Consider the following 17,344-nt stretch of genomic DNA (forward strand, 5'->3'; position numbering starts at 1 on the left):
GTATCTGCGCTATGAGGCAGCTGCACCCACATCCTTCACAGCCCCCGGAAAAACTTCTCTTACAATACGCGGCGAACAGCCAGAATCGGCGCATAGTTCACATTGGTGTAAGTAATTCCCTTGCTGGGATTCAAGGCATTGATAATCTTGCCGCCGCCGGCATAGATGCCGACATGACCGCTGTAGCACACGATATCGCCCACCTGCATATCGGACTTGGACACGGCCCGTCCCACACTCCTGTCTGCCGCGGAAGAATGAGGAAGGCTGACTCCGAAATGCTTATAAACAGAGAGGACGAAGCCGGAGCAGTCTGTGCCGGAGGTCAGGCTGCTTCCCCCCCATACATAGGGGTTCCCGACAAACTGTGCCGCGTAGGAGACAACCGCGGATCCGCTGGCGGATGCCTCGGAGGCGGTGGAGACAGCTGCCTGGTTCTCGCTTGCCGCAGTCCCCTGACTTGCTGTTCTCTGTCTGTTTCCTCTCCTGTACGCAGTTCTTCTGGCCTCTGCCTCGGCAGCCTTCTGCGCTGCTTCCTGCTCTGCCTTCTGTCTGGCAACAACGGCATCCACCGTCTCTCCATAGTTGTAATGGGTATCGACATCGACATAGTCATTCGACACGAATCCCTCGGTATCCTGCCCATTCACCTTGGCGCGGACTTTGACCCAGCCCTCTGCCCGCTTGGAGAGATCGACCCCGGTCAGGACGGTGTCCTTGGCAAATCCGGTCAGGATCTCCGAATCAAGGCTTGCGTCAGCCCGAAGGCGAAGGCCTGTCTCTCTGACCTTGACATCGGTTGTCTGCGCATTCTTACAGGTCTGCTCGTCTCCAACGGTAATCCCGTCGGTTCTCACATAACCGTTCACGTCTCCGGAACTGATGTGAAGCCAGCCGTTCTCCTCAGAATCGACCGTCATGGCATTGTTGTCATAGAGATAGCCGACCAGACGGGCGTTGTCGTCTGCGCTCTCTCTGACATTGATAGCTGAATCCGTGTGAGCAACGCCGACCTTGGCATAGAGCGTCTTGTTGACTGCGGAGCCCGCTACCATATCGGTCTTGTTGTTGCTGACCGTAGCCTCTGTAGATGTAGAAAGAATATTGGCCAAAGATGAAGATACCCCGGACAGATTGCCCTCATTGGACTCCTTGCTCGCCTCCATAGCCCGATCTACGGACGTGTCCTGCAGCGTTGCCGCCTGAGAGTTGATCCCTGCGCCGGCAACAATTGCGGATCCTGCGGCAACAATTGCCATCGTCTTCACCGTCTTGCGATTTGCATTCATCTGTATAACCTCACTTTAGACCATCATCTTCTGATGCTTCCTGAAATGCTATAAATGTTACATTTATATTACGCACATGCCTTATTATAAGAGGCAGCTTTTACCCTGTCAAGCCCCTTTCTCTCTCTTGGAGCAATCCCATTGACTCGGCGGAAATTCGGCGTTTTAAGCACTTTTCCAGAATTTTTCTCTCTTGCTTTCTCATAAGACCGCCCTTTTGTTCTTGTGAAAAAGCAATGAATTATTTGTTACATTTCTCTAGATTTTCCGAATCTTCCCGCCTTCCAAGCTGATTCTCCCTTCTTTATAAAGGTGTCCGATCGCCCGCTTGAAGGCATTTTTCGACAGGCCCGTCTCCCGGCGGATCACCTCCGAAGATGCCTTCTCGCTGAAGGGCAAGACACCTGCATAGGCCTCGATCAGCTGCAGGACAGCCTCTGCGTCTTTGTCAATCACCTGGTAGGACTTGCCGCGGATGGAGACATCTAATTTGCCGTCTTCCTTAATCCCGGTCACCCGGCAGGGGACCCGGTCGCCGATCCGAAGCTGCCGGGTGTCCTCATGGCGGGGAATCATTGCCGAGTAGAGATCATCCACTGCGACAAATGTTCCGAAGTCATGGCCGAACTCATAGACCCGGGCGGTTACCTCATCCCCGACCTGATAGGGGGCATCGGTGCGCAGCATCCGGTAGAGGCCTTTCATGGAGGCTGCCAGGCGTTCAGACTTATCCACATAGACCCGGGCAAGGATCTGATCCCCCTTTTCCACCCGGCCGAGCATCTGCCGGTATGGAAGGAGGAGGTCCTTCTCCAGGCCCCAGTTCAGAAAGGCCCCGATCCCGGTCACTTCTCTGACCTCCATGGCGGCATACCGGTCTACCATCGCAAGAGGCCTCGCCATCGTCGCAATCAGGCGGTCGTCGGAATCTTTATATAGGAAAACATCCAGTTGATCTCCGATCTTTGCGCCGGCCGGGACCTGCTTCTTTGGCAGGAGGACCCGCTCATCGCTCTTGGTGCTCTCGGCAAGATAGACTCCGAAATCCACCTCTTTCGCCAGGACCAGCCGGTTTATCCTTCCCAATTGCATCTGTCTTCATCCTTTCTGCGGTCAAATTCCAGGAGGCAGCAGACATCTCCCTGATGAGATGTCATGACCACCTGGATCCGGTCTTCTCCTCCATCCCGCCCGGGGACACAGCTCATCTTCATCCGGAGCCGGTCTCCAAGCATGGCCTGCTTCTTATATTCCACCCGAATCAGCCCCGGTTCAAAGCCCTCCGGGAGCTGTTTCCAGGCAGCCGCCACAAAATGCGTGTTATTCATATGGCCATTGCTGTCTAACTGCAGGGCGGTCACCGTAAATGCGGCGCACTCGGTAAAATCTTCCAGCGGCTTGATCTTTCGGGCCGGCCAGGGATAATCCAGAGCCGGTTCCAGGCCATAGTCGGCAATCATCCGGTCCGGGATCCGGGCCGGAAGCATGCGGCGCAGATCCATATAGACCCAGATGCTGTTGACCCTGGCATAGATACTGCCGTCCTCCCGCAGAACCAGCATGTTGCGCATTCCGAACATCCCCCGAAAGCGATAGCCCCAGGTCTGCAGGCGCAGATGATCCCCGATATAGGGAGTATCCTTCTCAAGCGCCAGCTGATAATCTGTGACGAACCAGCCGCAGCCAACCTCCTTCAGATAGCGGATGTCGTAGCCCAGGTCCTGGGAGTGGAAGGTAGCCACGTCCTGCAGGAGATCAAAGAGGGCCGGCAAGGTCAGATAGCCCTCCCCGTCCACCTGTGAATAGCGAACTCTGGTGCTCATCTCATACATATCATTCTCTCCCCAGAAGCTGATCCAGCGTCTTCCCGTAAGAGGGGAGGAAGATGTCCACGAAGTCCGCCACTTCCGGATACCTGGCTGCATATCTGTCCACGGCAGCCCGGACGGACTCCCTGGCGGTCCGGAACTCCCGATTTCCGGCCTCCTCCTCCTCGATGCACTTGATCAGGGCGGAGAGCTTGTCCGCCGCCTTGACCAGGCCGCGCATATAGGCCTCCTCCCCGTCGCCGGCTCCAAAGAAGAGGTCCTCATAGTCTTCCCGCAGATCCTCAGGGAGAAGGTCTAAGAGCCTGCGCTCGGCTCGGGCCTCCACATCCTTGTATGCGTCCAAAATCCGTTCATCCCCATACTTAACCGGGGTCGGCATATCTCCGGTGATGATCTCTGAGGCGTCATGATAGAGGCCTAGCAGGGCCGCCTTTTGGGCATCTGTCCTGTGGCCGTGACGGCGGTTGGCCAGGATGCAGAGTGCATGCGCGATGATCGCGACATCCAGGCTGTGTTCACTTAAGGTCTCCTCCCGGGCATTTCGCATCAGAGCCCAGCGATCAATGTACTTCATCCGGGATAAAGTCGCGAAAAAGTGGGATTGTGTCTTCTCTGCTTCCATTGGATCCTCCTCTAGCGAAAAGACCTCGCCGATGCAGATCGACGAGGTCTTACATAAAGCTGGCCCACAAGGATTCGAACCTTGAAATGACGGAGTCAGAGTCCGCTGCCTTACCGTTTGGCTATGGGCCAATATCTGAGCTCTTGGAAACTCAACAATGGATATGTTACCGAAGAGGCCCAAAGAAGTCAAGTGTTTTTAGGAAAAACCAATGTCCCATCGACGAGGCCATAACTTATGAGATCTCCCCTTTTCATTCCGGCCCGTCCGACGGTGATATCCAGGATTTTCTCCTCCAGATCCGCTAAGGAATCCGGATCCACCAGAAGCTCCAGCTCTACGTCACAAGCGAAGGTCTCAGACAGGACCGGAAGATTTCGCTCTGCAAGCAGGTGGCTGAGTTTTCCATAGCTGCTGTAGTCGAGAATCAGCGCTAGGGGGATCCCCTGCCGCTTCTCCATAAGGCGACTGGCCCTTAATCCCGCTCTTGCGGCATCCGTATAGGCACGCACCAGGCCGCCGGTGCCGAGCAGGGTCCCCCCGAAGTAGCGAGTTACAACCAGGCATACGTTGGATACCTCTTCGGCCAGGATCAGATCCAGCATGGGCCGCCCTGCCGTCTGAGCCGGCTCTCCGTCATCGGAGCAGTGCATCAGGGGATTCTGATCTCCGATGACATAGGCAGAACAGTTATGTCTGGCATCCCAATATTTTTTCTTGGTCTCTGCAATGAAGGCCTGTGCCTCCTCTGCAGATGCCGCCGGCGCCACATGGGCGATAAAGCGCGACTTCTTCCGCTCGATTTCTGCCTGCCCGCCCCTGTAAATCAGCTTCATAAGATCATTTTCTTTCTGATATAATAGAACTACTTGTGAACTCGATTTATCATAACAGGGGGGGTATCGGCTGACAAGGCGTCTCCCTCCCCATGAGGTGACCCCATGAATTATGGCAAGAAAGAGACACCCGCGCGAATCCAACAGATCTCTGAGAAGAAGGGCCGTGCCGCCCATCACTTTCTCCTGGTCTTCGGCCGCACCATCCTGATCAGCTTTCTTATTTTCCTCCTGATTGCCGGCATCGGCAGCGCTCTCTACATTAGAAATCTGATCCGCAAGCTGCCCGACGCGAGTTCTGTCAACATCAGCCCCAGTGGCTTTAAATCTGTAATCGTGGACCAGGAGGGGCGGGAAATTGACAGTCTGGCTGCCTCCGGTGCCAACCGCACCTATGTGACATTGGACAAGATCCCCGACTCCGTTCAAAAGGCGGTCATTGCCATTGAAGATGAGCGCTTCTACAGCCACCACGGTGTAGATTTCCAGGGGCTCTTGCGCGCTCTTGTCACAGGAATCCTCTCCGGAGGGTCAAGAAGACAGGGCGCCTCCACCATTACCCAGCAGCTCTTGAAGAACAACTATTTCACCGGCTGGACCGCGGAGCGTTCCTTCAAGGACAAGCTGGACCGGAAAATCCAGGAGCAGGTCCTTGCGACCAGAATCGAACAGGTCCGGGACAAGAACACCATCCTGGAGAACTACCTGAACACCATCAATCTGGGACAGAACACCCTTGGTGTCGAGGCGGCGAGTCGGCGCTACTTCGGCAAATCCGTCTCTGACTTGAACCTGTCTGAGAGCGCAGTCCTCGCAGCAACGACACAGAACCCCACCCGCTATAATCCCATCTCAAATCCCGAGCAAAACGCCGTTCGCCGCAAGCGGGTCCTGGACTACATGCTCAAGGATCATTTCATTGATAATGAGGCCTATAAGGAGGCCATCGCAGACACGGACAATGTCTACACCCGCATCGCTGATAACAATGCCTCAGCCACGGCAGCCAATAATGTCAGTTCTTATTTCACGGATGCCCTGACCGACCAGGTGATCCAGGACCTGATGAACCAGGCCAACTACTCCGAAGCCGATGCCTACAAGCTGCTCTACAGCGGAGGGCTGACCATTTACTCTACCCAGGACGCCTCCATTCAGAAGATCGCTGATGAGGAGGTCAATGACAGCTCAAACTATGCCGGCAAGCCCAAGTACTCCTTCTCCTACCGCCTGACAGTGACCAGGGCGGACAAGACCACCCGCAACTTCTCCGATCAAACCATGCTCTCCTACTACCGGTCCGCGAATCCCAACTACAGCCTGCAATTTGCAAGCAAGGAGGCGGCCCAGGCAGCCATCGATCAGTACAAGAGGGACATCATGGAGGAGGGCGACAGCATAGCTGATGGAAACGAAAAGCTGACCTTCACCCTCCAGCCCCAGGTCGCCGTCACCATCATGGATCAGTCGGACGGGAGGGTCCTGGCCCTGGTGGGCGGCCGCGGTGACAAGACGGCCAGCAAGACCCTAAATCGCGCCTATAAGGTCACCCGTCAGCCCGGTTCTACCTTCAAGATTCTCGCCGCCTTCGCCCCGGCTCTGGATGCCGCCGGTCAGACTCTGGCCACGGTGCAGGACGACGCCCCCTATAAGTACAAGAACGGCGCCTCCCTGCAGAATGCCGACCGGACCTACCGGGGTCTGACCAGCTACCGCCAGGCGATCGTCCAGTCGGTCAACATCGTGACCGTCAAGGCCCTGACCGCCATCGGCACGGATCTGGGCTTCCAATACGTCAAGAAGTTCGGCTTCACTACGATCTCAGACCAAGACAATACCCAGGCCCTCGCCATCGGCGGCCTCACCTACGGCGTCACCAATACGGAGCTGACTGCCGCCTACGCCGCCATCGCCAACAAGGGTTCCTACAACCGGCCCCACTTCTACACCAAGGTCCTGGACCACGACGGCAAGCTTCTCCTGTCTCAGGAGGAGGCCTCTCCCCGGGAGGTCATCAAGCCATCTACCGCCTGGCTTCTGACCAGCGCCATGCAGGACGTCATGACAAGAGGCACCGGCACAGACGCCAATGTCAGGGGAATCACCCTGGCCGGTAAGACCGGTACCACCAATGACGAGAGAGACTATATCATGGAGGGTTACTCCGGCTACTATACCGTCGGACTCTGGGGCGGCTACGACGACAACTCCCCCCAGACTTCCTCCGCATACAGCAAGGTGATCTGGAGAAAAATCGTAAAACGGATTCACGAGGGCAAGGCCGACCGGGCCTTTGAGATGCCCGGGGATATTGAGCAGGCGTCCGTCTGCTCCGTCTCCGGCAAGCTTCCGATCCCCGGGCTCTGCCATGCCGACCCCAGGGGAAGCAAAGTCGTAAAGGAGTACTTTGCCAAGGGAACCGTACCGACCGAGACCTGTGACCGCCACGTCAAGATCGACATTGATATTCGAACCGGCCAGATTGCGGCACCCGGGACGCCCGCCGACCAGATTGTCAGCGGCATCTTCATCAAGGATGGCTCCGCGCATACACCGGATGCCCCCTACTCCGTCTCCTCTGCAGCCATCAATAGGACTGCCCCCTCTCCCAAGTTCCGATTTGAGATGCCCAAGCGGCCGGAAGAGGAGAGACAAGAAGAAGGATCATCCTCCCCTCCCTCTGACGGGACGGCAGACCATGAATAGGTCATATCACTTGCTCGACAGAGATCCCCCTCTTGGGCCCTTTTCAATTCACGGCGACCCAAGAGGGGGATCTCTCTGTCCTTATTTCTGATGATGCTCGGCCCTGCGGCCGGGCCCGCGGCTTATACTTCGAAGATCAGATCTCCGTAAGAGGGCATGGGCCAGAGGTCCTTGTCTACAATCATCTCCAGTTCATCCACAGGCTGGCGCAGGGCATCCATCCTGGCCATGACTGTCTCATGGAAATACCTGGCCCGCTTCTCGCTTCCCTTCTGCCGGTTGGCCTCTCCGATGGCCTCCTCCAGATTCTTTAGCGCCTTCTGGGTCTTGACCAGAAGTCTGGAGCTATCCTTTAGAATCTTGCACTGCACGGAAGTGTCCGCCTCTGCACAGGCAGAGGAGACCTGATTGATCGAGTCTGCCAGCCTGGTCGAATAGCGGATGACCGCCGGAACGATGGATTTGGATGCGACGTCAACCATCGTCTTCGCCTCGATGTTGATCTCCTTCGCGTACTGGTCATACTCAATTTCCACCCGACTCTTTAATTCCTCCCGGGTGAATACATGAAAGCGCTCAAAGAGGGCCACGGTTGTCTCACTCGCCAGGGCAGGAATTGCGTCGACCATGGAAGTAATATCCGCCAGACCGCGGCGGGCAGCCTCCTGCCGCCATTCTTCGGAATAGCCGTTCCCGTCGAAGACGATCCTCTGATGTTCTGTCATCAGGTCCTTGATGATCTTCTGAACTGCGGCATTCCTGTCGGTGGCCTCTTCCAGCCGGTCGCAGACGTCCGCAAACTGCTCCGCGACGATGGTGTTCAAAACCACATTGGCCTCTCCGATGGAGTCCTGCGAGCCGCACATACGGAACTCGAACTTGTTCCCGGTGAAGGCAAAGGGGGAGGTCCGGTTGCGGTCCGTCGCATCTTTGGCGAAATCGGGAATCGACTTGACCCCGGTCTGCATTTTCGTTCTCTTCTTGGAGTGGGTGGCCTCTCCTGTAGCCAGGACCTGCTCCATCACATCCGCCAGCTGGTCGCCCAGGAAGACAGAAATCACACAAGGGGGGGCCTCATTGCCTCCCAGGCGCTGATCATTGCCGATATCGGCCGCAGACTCCCGGAGGAGGTCTGCGTGTTTGTCCACTGCCGCCAGAATGCAGGCCAGGGTCAGGAGGAAGAGCGTATTCTCATGAGGCCGCTTGCCCGGGTCGATCAGGTTGATCCCGTCATCTGTCACCAGAGACCAGTTGTTGTGCTTGCCGGATCCGTTGACGCCGGCGAAGGGTTTCTCATGAAGAAGGCACTGTAAATTATGCCGGATTGCAACCTTCTTCAAGGTCTCCATGACCAGGTGATTCTGGTCGACGGCCACATTGCACTCCCCATAGATCGGGGCCAATTCATGCTGGGCGGGAGCGACTTCATTGTGCTGGGTCTTGGATGGAACTCCCAGCTTCCAGAGCTCCTCATTGACGTCCTTCATGAAAGACTCAATTCGCTCCGGAATCGCCCCGAAATAATGGTCATCCATCTCCTGACCCTTGGGAGGCATGGCTCCGAAGAGGGTGCGGCCGGTGTAGATCAGATCCTTGCGCTTTAAGTAGTTGTCCCGGTCCACGAGAAAGTACTCCTGCTCTGCGCCCACAGAGGGGATGGCCTTCTTGGAAGTATTGTTGCCCAGGAGCCGAAGGAGGCGGATGGTCTGTTCACTGATGGCCTCCATGGAACGAAGGAGGGGCGTCTTCTGATCAAGCGCCTCCCCTGTATATGCGCAGAAAGCCGTTGGAATACAGAGGGTCGCCCCTGCCGCATCCTGACGGACAAAGGCATTGGAGGTGCAGTCCCAGGCCGTATAACCCCTCGCCTCGAAGGTAGCCCGCAGACCCCCGGAGGGGAATGAGGAGGCGTCCGGCTCTCCCTTGATCAGTTCCTTGCCAGAGAAGGACATGAGGACCCTGCCATCGGGCATGGGGGCCGTGATGAAGGAATCGTGCTTCTCCGCGCTGACCCCGTTTAAGGGCTGGAACCAGTGGGTGTAATGGGTCGCCCCCTTCTCGATCGCCCACTCCTTCATCTCATGGGCTACTACGTCCGCGGTCTCAATATCAAGGTCCCTTCCCTCCCGGATGGTTTGCTTGAGCTTCTGGTAAGTCTTCTTGGGAAGGCGCTCACGCATCACAGTGTCATTGAATACATTCTCTCCGAATATATCTGTGACACTGCAGTATGTCGTCTCTTTCTTGTCCATGCCTTATCCTCCTGTCGGACTGACATCCCTCGTATCAGCACTGGATTGCGGCTGATACACTCGCAAAAAGGGCCATTCCGAAAAATGTACGGAACGCCCCTTTGCATCATAAATCAGCGGCACGCCATTGCGCCATGAAATCATTCTTCAACGGAAATCTCACGCCTTGCCTACGCAGCCGAAGACTTCACTTCTCTCGCGGCAGACTCTCTTGATGGCCTCAGCGCCGGGAGCCAGGAGCTTACGGGGATCAAAGCCCTTGCCGACCTTGTCCTTGCCCTGCTCAATGTACTCGCGGGTCGCGTCGGCAAATGCCCACTGGCACTCAGAGTTGACGTTGACCTTGGCCACGCCCATAGACACAGCCCTGCGAACCTGATCATCGGGAATTCCGGATCCCCCGTGGAGAACCAGAGGCATGTCGCCCGTCTTCGCCTTGATGGCCTCGAGCACCTGGAACTGAAGTCCTGCCCAGTTCTCGGGATAGGCGCCGTGAATATTACCGATTCCTGCCGCCAGCATATCCACGCCCAGGTCGGCAATGATCTTGCACTCCTCCGGATCCGCGCACTCACCGGTAGAGATCACGCCGTCCTCCTCGCCGCCGATACCGCCGACTTCGCACTCAATGGAGATACCGAGCTTGTGAGAGACAGCGACCAACTCCTTTGCCTTGGCCAGGTTCTCCTCAAAGGGAAGAGAGGATCCATCGAACATGATGGATGTAAAGCCCGCCTTGATGCAGTCATAGGCGGCATCGTAGTTGCCGTGGTCCAAATGAAGGGCTACCGGAACCGTAATCCCCAGGGAGTCGTGCATGGCATAGACCATAGCGGCTACCGTCTTGTATCCGCCCATGTACTTGCCCGCGCCCATGGATACGCCTAAGATCACGGGAACCTTCAGTTCCTCGCAGACGGTCAGAATCGATTTGGTCCACTCCAGGTTATTGATGTTGAACTGAGGTACTGCATAGTGGCCCGCAACGGCTTTTTGAAGCATCTCCTTGGCTGATACGATCATAATTTCCTCCGTTCTTGCTTATCGCAATGACCATGAAACGAACAGCGGTCCGCCTGAAATTCACACCGGCCGCATCTAACCGCATTATAAAACATGGCCCTGTATCTAGCAAGTTTCATTTCCGGCATGGTCCGACCGATTTCTCCCGTCAATCGCCCCGAATCTCAGTGCTTGAAGACCTATGCCTCCTCCAGCAGGGCCGCATCCAAATAGATCCGGGCGAGCGGATCTTCCAATACCGTGAGGGTGCCGGCAGCCGCGAGCAGCTTCACATTTGTCCGGATTCCCGACAGGGTCAGCTCTTCTTCCATCTCCTCCTCTGTCTCAAGACAAAAGGGACAGGTCCCCTCTCTCTCTATGAAGTCCATGGCAGAGGCCTTATTGGAGGCCGGGATCAAAAGGCCCTCCTCCTCCACTTCCTCCATGACCTCCCGCAGGTCTTCCGGTCCCCCATAGACAGGGTCCTGATGGCCGACCCGATAGGCTCCTCTGGCTTTGGGGGACAGCCTGTCCTCGTAGAGAGGATCCGGTTCCATCGCCCGGTCCTCCCTGAGGTCTGTGGGACCTGCCTCCTCTCGGTAGAAAGCGGTCGCAATCGACCGGATGTCATAGTCTGCCGCCTCTCCTCTTACGTCGACAAAATCCTCCTCCATCCCATAGATAATCAGGTCCGACTTCTGCCTTCGTATGGAGTCCGCCAGACAGGACAGGAGCTGGTCGTCATAGCGATACATGGGCTCCAGCAGGAGAAAGTAAGCCGGCCGCCTCCGGCCCTGTCCCAATTCCGGATCCGGTCCCATCTTGGCCCAGCAAGCTCTTGCCATAGCGAAGAGATCCTCTTCTGTAACCGGCGCTCTTGAAGCCGGCTCTGATTTTCTCGTAGAAAGGCCAGCAATCCGGTCCGGGAATTTCCGGCTCCAGGCCCTTGCAATACCAAGGCTCTCATCCTCGGAACTCAGGTCTATGATACAGAGCTTCCAGTCTCCCCACGTCTGGTCCAGCAGGTCCCGGATCGCATCCTCCATATAATCCGCTCCATGATTGACCGGCATCAAAATCAAGAAAACTGGCTCCGCCATCGATGTCACCTCATAAACTTATTCCCCGGAATCTCTTCCGACCGACCGGGTCTTTTTTCTGTAGCCGTCTTCCGGCTGAAACAGGCCCCTTAAACTGCCGCTTTCGATCCCCAGTATAGCATCCGGCCTTCCCTCCTCCAAGACGAGAAAACCCTGTCCGGATCACCGGAACAGGGTTTTCTCTGCATCTATTAAGTTACAAAGGAGTTCTCTTATGTATCTAACAGGTTAGATTTATGGGAGTTTATCGTTGGCATACGATATTTCGATACATAAAGGAACCAACAGGATGGTTAGGTTTCCCTAACTGATGTATATGTTAGACGTTGCTAACTGATTTGTCAATAGCCTTTTTAAAATTTCTTGGGAAAGATTTTCTATGGCAGGATGATCTTGAGGGCCTGCGGCATGTTTTCCACAAGAGCTTCCTTGACCTGACCGCCGAATTCTCCGTCCAGAGTCCAGGAAATGGGCCTGCCGCAGGAGAATCGAATCCGGCTGCTCTTGAGACTGTAAATCATATCACATTGCTTCCGTCTTCCGGTCAGATATGCGATGATCTCATTCAGCTCTCGCGGATTCCTGGGCCGTCGGATCAGGCTGACCTCGAACTTGCCGTCATCCAGATCCACCGGGCGATTGATCAGTCCCCGAAAGCCCCCCACAGAGAGAGCGTTGGTCACCATGCCGTAGATAAACTCATCAAAGATCCGATTCCCGTCGCAATCCAACTGAATATAATAGGACGGCACATCCGTCAGCTCCCGCATCCCCTCCAAGACATACGCCGCATGACCGAAGATGTTCTTCAACTCCTGGCTGGTCTGGTAGGAGGCTCCCGTAAAGAGACCGAAAGCGGCCACATAGACGAAATACCCGTCATTGAATTTGCCGATATCACAGGCAAAAGGGTGCCCTGAGACAGCAATCCCTGCATTCTCCTTCATGTCCTGCGCGAGCCTTAAGGAGGCCGCGAAATCATTGCTGGTTCCGGCCGGGATATATCCGACCGGAATCTCATAGCCTCCCCGCATGATCCCGGATACAACCTCATCCAGGGTTCCGTCTCCGCCGGAACAGACAATCCGGTCGAATTCTCCTCCCCCGGCAAAGGCCTTAACCTCGGCGTCTCCCGGGCACTGGGTCGCATAGATGCTGACCTCATAGCCGGCTCTGCACATAATATCGACAATGTCTGGCAGATTGTCCCGGATCTGCCCTCTCCCGGAGTGGGGATTGAAGATAAAGAGCAGCTTCTTGCCGCTTTTCTCATGCCCCGGCTGCAAGGAAATCCTCTAGGCGCTGAACCGCCTCGAGTTCATCGTCTCCGTCTGCGGCAATCGTGACCTGATCGCCGCTGGTCAGGACGAGACTCATCATCCCCATAATGGACTTGGCATTCACCTTCTTATTTCCGTCCATCTCAAAATAGATGGAGCTGGAGAACTGATTGGCCAGCTGCACGAGGTGGGCAATCGGTGTCGCCTCCATGCTGTGTGGTATTGATACAACTACTTCCTTACGCATATACTCACATCCTCTAAAGTGCTTTAACGCAGACCCTCCGCGATTTCACCGATACGGCGCAGTCTGTGATTGACCCCGGATTTCCCCACCGGCGGATCCAAGAGAGCTCCCAGATCCTTGAGCGACATATCCGGGTATTCCAGACGAATCAGGGCTATTTCCTGCAGGTTCCGTGGCAGATGAGAGAGCCCGATCCGGTCCCGGATCAGGCGGATGTCCTCAATCTGGCGAACGGCGGCATGGACTGTCTTCTCAATATTGGCCGTCTCGCAATTGACCTGCCGGTTGATGTCATTGCGCATCTCCTTGACAATGCGGGCGTTCTCATAGGCCATATATGCCAGAGGCGCGCCCATATAGCCCAGAATCGTGACAATCTGCTCTCCCTCCTTCAGGTAGATCACCCAGTGTCCCTTGCGGGAGATGGTCTTAGCCTCAAGTCCTATGGAGCGCATGATCTCCGCGATCTGTCCTGCCTTGGCCCTGCTCCTGCAGACAATCTCAAAGTGATAGGCCTTGCTCGGATCGCTGACCGAACCCGCGCAGACGAAGGCGGCCGCAAGAAAATACTTCTTGCAGCAGTCCTGCTGAAAGAGGAGGGGGTTTGCCGTCTCCATAGAAACCGCATGCCCGTCATACATCTTCAGCAGGGTCAGAAGCTGCAGGAGGTCCGGCCCGCTGATCTTATCTGCACCATCCCTCATGTTAGCGAGTTTTGCCAGGATTGTAAAGAAAATAGAACGACTTGTTTCATTTTCTGAGAGAAATGTCAGACTTACTTGATCTTCATTAACCAGAACCCGTCCGCCCATCATGAGCATGGCGGCGGCCATGGCCATCCGGTCATGTCTGGCTCTTGGAAGGTGGCGGGCCAGTTCCTCCTTGGTCTCGGATGAAAAAGACATCTTACTTCCCCCTGGCCCGGTCCTTGTCAATATCCCGGTGTTCCCTCTTGATCCCGTAGTTCTTGCCGTCTTTCAGCCGGTCATAGAGCTGGTTGGTCAGGCTGATGGACCGGTGCTTGCCCCCGGTACAACCGATGCAGATGACCAGCTGGTTGCGGCCCTCCTTGATGTAGTTTTCGATGAGGAAGCGGGCCATGTCCGTGAGCTTATCCAGGAAGACATGGGCCTCCGGACAATTCATGACATATTCCTGAATCTCGGGATCATTGCCCGTCTTGGGGCGGAGGGAGGCGACATAATAAGGGTTGGGCAGGAAGCGCACGTCAAAGACCAGGTCCGCGTCCGCCGGAATCCCGTACTTAAACCCGAAGGAGAGGAGGGTTACCATCATACTCTTGTAGTCGGAATCCCCCACAAGAATCTTCTCCATCTCCTGCTTCAGCTCCCGGGTCAGGAGATGACTGGTGTCGATGATGTAGTCCGCCCGACTGCGCAGATTGGACAGGGCCTCTCTCTCCCTTGCGACCCCGGCGGCGATCCTCTGCGACCCGGATAGAGGATGATTGCGCCGGGTCTCCTTATAGCGCTTCAGGAGGGTCTGGTCATCCGCATCCAGGAAAAGGATATCCACCTTCTTTCCGTCCCGGTCCAATTCATCCAGGATGTTGGTGATACCCTCCAGATGTCCCTCACTTCGGATGTCAATGCCGACGGCGACCTTCTGGGCCCGCGGCATATTTTTGGCTGTCAGGTCGACAAAGCTCTTGAAGAGGGGGATGGGGAGGTTATCCACGCAGTAGTAGCCCATATCCTCCAGGAACTTGAAGGCCGTCGATTTTCCGGATCCGGACATGCCGGTCAATAAGAGTAAGTGCATCAGAATTCTCCCACAAAACGGACTTCCGGCTCCAGGTCAACCCCAAATTGTTCCTTGACCTTGGCCCGGACCTCTTCCATCAGCTGCCGGACCTCCGCCGCAGTGGCCCCGCCCCGGTTGACAATGAAGCCGCAGTGCTTCTCCGACACCTGGGCCTGGCCGACCCGATAGCCTCTCAGACCCGCATCCTGGATCAGCTTGCCGGCAAAATAGCCCTGGGGCCTCTTGAAGCTGGAACCGGCAGATGGCATGTTGAGCGGCTGTTTCTCCCTTCTGCGCCTTGTCAGCTCTTCCATAAGGGCGCCGATTTCCTCCCGGTCCCCGGGGCTGAGACGCAGGACTGCGGAGAGGACAATCCCCCCCTCCTCCGAAATGCGGGAATGGCGGTAGCTAAAATGCATCTCCTCCGAAGAGAAGTTCCGGACCTGACCGTCTTCTGTCAGGACCTCAACAGAGGCAACGACATCTGCCATTGCGCCCCCATAGGCGCCCGCATTCATCATAACTGCGCCGCCGAGGCTGCCCGGGATTCCGGCCAGAGCCTCCATGCCGCTTAAGCCGGCCATCCGGGCCTGCCCGGCGATCCTGGACAGAAGGGCTCCGGCCTGGGCTTTGATCTCCTCTTCTCTGACGGTGATCTCCGCCATATTCTCCCCGATTTGAATCACGGCGCCCCGGATCCCCCGATCTCCCACCAGAAGATCGGACCCGTTTCCGATCACCAGAAGAGGGGCTCCTGCCTCCCTTAGGGCCGCAAGCAGGGGAGCGACCTGGTCGCTTCTCGGTTCCAGGAAGAGGTCTGCCGGCCCTCCGATGCGAAAAGTAGTGTGAGCCGCCATGGGCTCATCCCTTCGAATTTGCTTCTCCTCCAGGACCCGCCCGGCGGCTTCAATCCAAGACTCCTGCATGCTGACCTCCTAAGCTGATCTTCTCTCTTGTCCGAATTCATCCTCCGGTGCCTTATCGCTGCGCGGCCAGGAAAGCCCGGTAGCCCAGCAGGGCCTCATAGAGGTCGACTTTGCTGACGATCTCCCAGGGGGCGTGCATATTGAGGACCGCAACTCCGCTGTCAATGACCTCCATGCCGTAATTGCCCAGGATATAGGCGATCGTTCCGCCGCCTCCCTGGTCGACCTTGCCGAGTTCCGCCGTCTGCCAGTACACGGACGCCTCATCGAAAATCCGGCGGATCCTGGCCATATACTCTGCAGAGGCATCATTAGAGCCGGACTTGCCCCTGGCCCCGGTGTACTTATTGATCACCAGTCCCCTGCCGAAATAAGCGGAATTCTTCTTCTCCATGACGTCGGGGTAATTGGGATCGAAGGCGGCGGACACGTCCGAGGAGAGGGCCATCGAGTTCATGAGGGCCCTCTTGGTCTTGATCTCTTCATAGGCCTCTGTCGCCCCAATCAACTCGGCCACCGTGTTCTCGAAGAAGAGGGACTGCATACCTGTGGCCCCCACCGAGCCGATCTCCTCCTTATCCACCAGGAGACAGGCCTGGGTCCTCTCCATGGGCTCTGCCGCAAGGATTGCCGCAAACGAGGGATAGGCGCAGACCCGGTCGTCATGTCCGTATCCCATGATCATACTCCGGTCAATGCCGTAATCTCTGGCATCCCCGGCCGGAACCACTTCGATCTCCGCCGAGAGGAAGTCCTCCTCCTCGATTCCGTACCTGTCCTCTAAGATGCGCAGAACATTGGCCTTGACCCGGTCCTTTAACTTGTCATCATCAAAAGACAGGGGCCGGCTCGCGATCAGAAGGTCTAAGGCCTCTCCCTCAACCACCTTGGCTCCCGGCTTCTCCAACTGCTTGGCTGACAGGTGGATCAGGAGGTCTGATACCCCCAGGACCGGATCCCCGGGATTATCTCCGATATTGACCTTGACAAGGGTCCCGTCCTTCTTGGCGACCACCCCGTGCAGGGCAAGGGGCAGGGTCACCCACTGGTACTTCTTGACACCGCCGTAGTAGTGGGTGTCCAGAAGGGCGAGCTCGCTGTCCTCATAGAGGGGATTCTGCTTTAAGTCCATGCGGGGGGAGTCGATGTGGGCTCCCAGAATATTCATCCCCTCCGCCAGGGACCGGCTTCCTATCACAAAGAGTGCCAGGGTCTTTCCCATATGCTGGCGGTAGACCCGGTCTCCGGCCTTCAGCTTCCCGCCGCCGGCGAGGATCTCATCCAGGTTCCTAAAACCCGCCTTCTCCGCCTCCTCGATAAAATAGGCGGTACACTCCCGCTCGGTCTTATTGGCGGATAAGAAGCGGCGGTAGTCCTCCGCGAATTCCATCAGGGCCGACTGGCGGTCAGCCCCTTGATATTTTTCCCATGCGTTCCTGCGTTCCATCTTCTTCCTTTCTATCAGTCTTCCGGGCTCTTGTCTCCCGCTTT

Annotated in this window: 15 protein-coding genes and 1 tRNA gene; 1 reads left to right on the top strand and 15 read right to left on the bottom strand. The window is 56.4% G+C overall.

All coding sequences use genetic code 11. The features are described from left to right. Window positions 1-59: 59 nt before the first annotated feature. From ACO5R6_RS00730 to ACO5R6_RS00755, 6 genes are all read right to left on the bottom strand, one after another. The gene (locus tag ACO5R6_RS00730; protein ID WP_485625259.1) at window positions 60-1,289 is read right to left on the bottom strand and encodes a C40 family peptidase; all 1,230 of its coding nucleotides are present in this window, start codon (window positions 1,287-1,289) and stop codon (window positions 60-62) included. A gap of 258 nt (window positions 1,290-1,547) precedes the next feature. Further along, the gene (locus tag ACO5R6_RS00735; protein ID WP_485625260.1) at window positions 1,548-2,381 is read right to left on the bottom strand and encodes a CvfB family protein; all 834 of its coding nucleotides are present in this window, start codon (window positions 2,379-2,381) and stop codon (window positions 1,548-1,550) included. After that, window positions 2,363-3,121, bottom strand: coding sequence for an acyl-[acyl-carrier-protein] thioesterase (locus ACO5R6_RS00740; protein WP_485625261.1), 759 nt, complete (start codon window positions 3,119-3,121; stop codon window positions 2,363-2,365). The genes ACO5R6_RS00735 and ACO5R6_RS00740 overlap by 19 nt, the downstream gene beginning before the upstream one ends. Window position 3,122: 1 nt before the next feature. After that, window positions 3,123-3,740 carry a 5'-deoxynucleotidase gene (gene yfbR, locus ACO5R6_RS00745; RefSeq protein WP_485625262.1) on the bottom strand — a complete coding sequence of 206 codons (618 nt, stop codon included), beginning with the start codon at window positions 3,738-3,740 and terminating at the stop codon, window positions 3,123-3,125. Window positions 3,741-3,799: 59 nt separating this feature from the next. Continuing rightward, a tRNA-Gln gene (locus ACO5R6_RS00750) sits at window positions 3,800-3,871 on the bottom strand. A 57-nt stretch (window positions 3,872-3,928) separates the two neighbouring features. Further along, entirely contained in the window at window positions 3,929-4,576 is a 648-nt protein-coding gene (locus ACO5R6_RS00755; protein WP_485625263.1) for a YigZ family protein, read from the bottom strand. Between the two features lie 105 nt (window positions 4,577-4,681). On the opposite strand from ACO5R6_RS00755, the gene ACO5R6_RS00760 reads away from it, so the two are divergent. Beyond that, window positions 4,682-7,282: a transglycosylase domain-containing protein gene (locus tag ACO5R6_RS00760; protein WP_485625264.1), complete on the top strand. Its 2,601-nt coding sequence runs from the start codon at window positions 4,682-4,684 to the stop codon at window positions 7,280-7,282. Window positions 7,283-7,404: 122 nt separating this feature from the next. On the opposite strand, the gene ACO5R6_RS00765 is transcribed toward ACO5R6_RS00760, so the two are convergent. From ACO5R6_RS00765 to ACO5R6_RS00805, 9 genes are all read right to left on the bottom strand, one after another. Next, window positions 7,405-9,534, bottom strand: a complete 2,130-nt coding sequence (locus ACO5R6_RS00765) for a glutamine synthetase III family protein (protein ID WP_485625265.1) — start codon at window positions 9,532-9,534, stop codon at window positions 7,405-7,407. A 159-nt stretch (window positions 9,535-9,693) separates the two neighbouring features. Then, on the bottom strand, window positions 9,694-10,557 hold the full coding sequence (gene fba / locus ACO5R6_RS00770; protein WP_485625266.1) for a class II fructose-1,6-bisphosphate aldolase: 864 nt from the start codon (window positions 10,555-10,557) through the stop codon (window positions 9,694-9,696). 179 nt (window positions 10,558-10,736) lie between these two features. Further along, window positions 10,737-11,636, bottom strand: a complete 900-nt coding sequence (locus ACO5R6_RS00775) for a glycosyltransferase family A protein (protein ID WP_485625267.1) — start codon at window positions 11,634-11,636, stop codon at window positions 10,737-10,739. 377 nt (window positions 11,637-12,013) lie between these two features. Next, window positions 12,014-12,922, bottom strand: a complete 909-nt coding sequence (locus tag ACO5R6_RS00780) for a diacylglycerol/lipid kinase family protein (RefSeq protein ID WP_485625268.1) — start codon at window positions 12,920-12,922, stop codon at window positions 12,014-12,016. Beyond that, window positions 12,906-13,163 carry an HPr family phosphocarrier protein gene (locus ACO5R6_RS00785; protein WP_485625269.1) on the bottom strand — a complete coding sequence of 86 codons (258 nt, stop codon included), beginning with the start codon at window positions 13,161-13,163 and terminating at the stop codon, window positions 12,906-12,908. The genes ACO5R6_RS00780 and ACO5R6_RS00785 overlap by 17 nt, the downstream gene beginning before the upstream one ends. A gap of 23 nt (window positions 13,164-13,186) precedes the next feature. Continuing rightward, window positions 13,187-14,068 carry a DNA-binding protein WhiA gene (gene whiA, locus ACO5R6_RS00790; protein ID WP_485625270.1) on the bottom strand — a complete coding sequence of 294 codons (882 nt, stop codon included), beginning with the start codon at window positions 14,066-14,068 and terminating at the stop codon, window positions 13,187-13,189. A gap of 1 nt (window position 14,069) precedes the next feature. Continuing rightward, window positions 14,070-14,945, bottom strand: coding sequence for an RNase adapter RapZ (gene rapZ, locus ACO5R6_RS00795; RefSeq protein WP_485625271.1), 876 nt, complete (start codon window positions 14,943-14,945; stop codon window positions 14,070-14,072). Then, window positions 14,945-15,853 carry a UDP-N-acetylmuramate dehydrogenase gene (murB, locus tag ACO5R6_RS00800; protein ID WP_485625272.1) on the bottom strand — a complete coding sequence of 303 codons (909 nt, stop codon included), beginning with the start codon at window positions 15,851-15,853 and terminating at the stop codon, window positions 14,945-14,947. Before murB ends, rapZ begins: the two co-directional genes overlap by 1 nt. Window positions 15,854-15,905: 52 nt before the next feature. Continuing rightward, entirely contained in the window at window positions 15,906-17,300 is a 1,395-nt protein-coding gene (locus ACO5R6_RS00805) for an aminopeptidase (protein ID WP_485625273.1), read from the bottom strand. Window positions 17,301-17,344: the final 44 nt, after the last annotated feature.

The sequence above is a fragment of the Shuttleworthella sp. genome, assembly GCF_057251025.1.